This is a genomic window from Merdimmobilis hominis (assembly GCF_016901855.1).
Taxonomy (GTDB): Bacteria; Bacillota; Clostridia; order Oscillospirales; family Ruminococcaceae; genus Paludihabitans.
On record NZ_JACJKY010000081.1, the window covers coordinates 1 to 336 of the forward strand.

A 336-nucleotide genomic window follows, 5' to 3' on the forward strand; every position below is an offset into this window, starting at 1 on the left:
GGGAAGATAGATAGACGCCGTCACAAAAAGATATTTGAAGCTCTGAAGTCAGGGCTTCAAATATTTTTATATTGACAAAAAGTGCAGAAGTGCTTATAATAGGCAACAGGTACTTTTGTATGCACCAATAGCTCAGTTGGCTAGAGCAACTGACTCTTAATCAGTAGGCCCAGGGTTCGAGTCCCTGTTGGTGTACCAAACGGTGCAGAGCAAAAGCCTGCACTTGAATATTCCTCCATAGCTCAGTCGGTAGAGCACCTGACTGTTAATCAGGGTGTCACTGGTTCGAGTCCAGTTGGGGGAGCCACCAGACTAAGTCTGGACGTAATTCGCGTC

At 46.1% G+C, this 336-nt stretch carries 2 tRNA genes; both read left to right on the forward strand.

Annotation, left to right across the window (positions count from 1 at the left end):
* Window positions 1-121 precede the first annotated feature (121 nt).
* Window positions 122-198 (forward strand) — tRNA-Lys (locus H6A12_RS13160).
* A 33-nt stretch (window positions 199-231) separates the two neighbouring features.
* Window positions 232-307, forward strand: a tRNA-Asn gene (locus H6A12_RS13165).
* The last annotated feature ends 29 nt before the right edge of the window (window positions 308-336 follow it).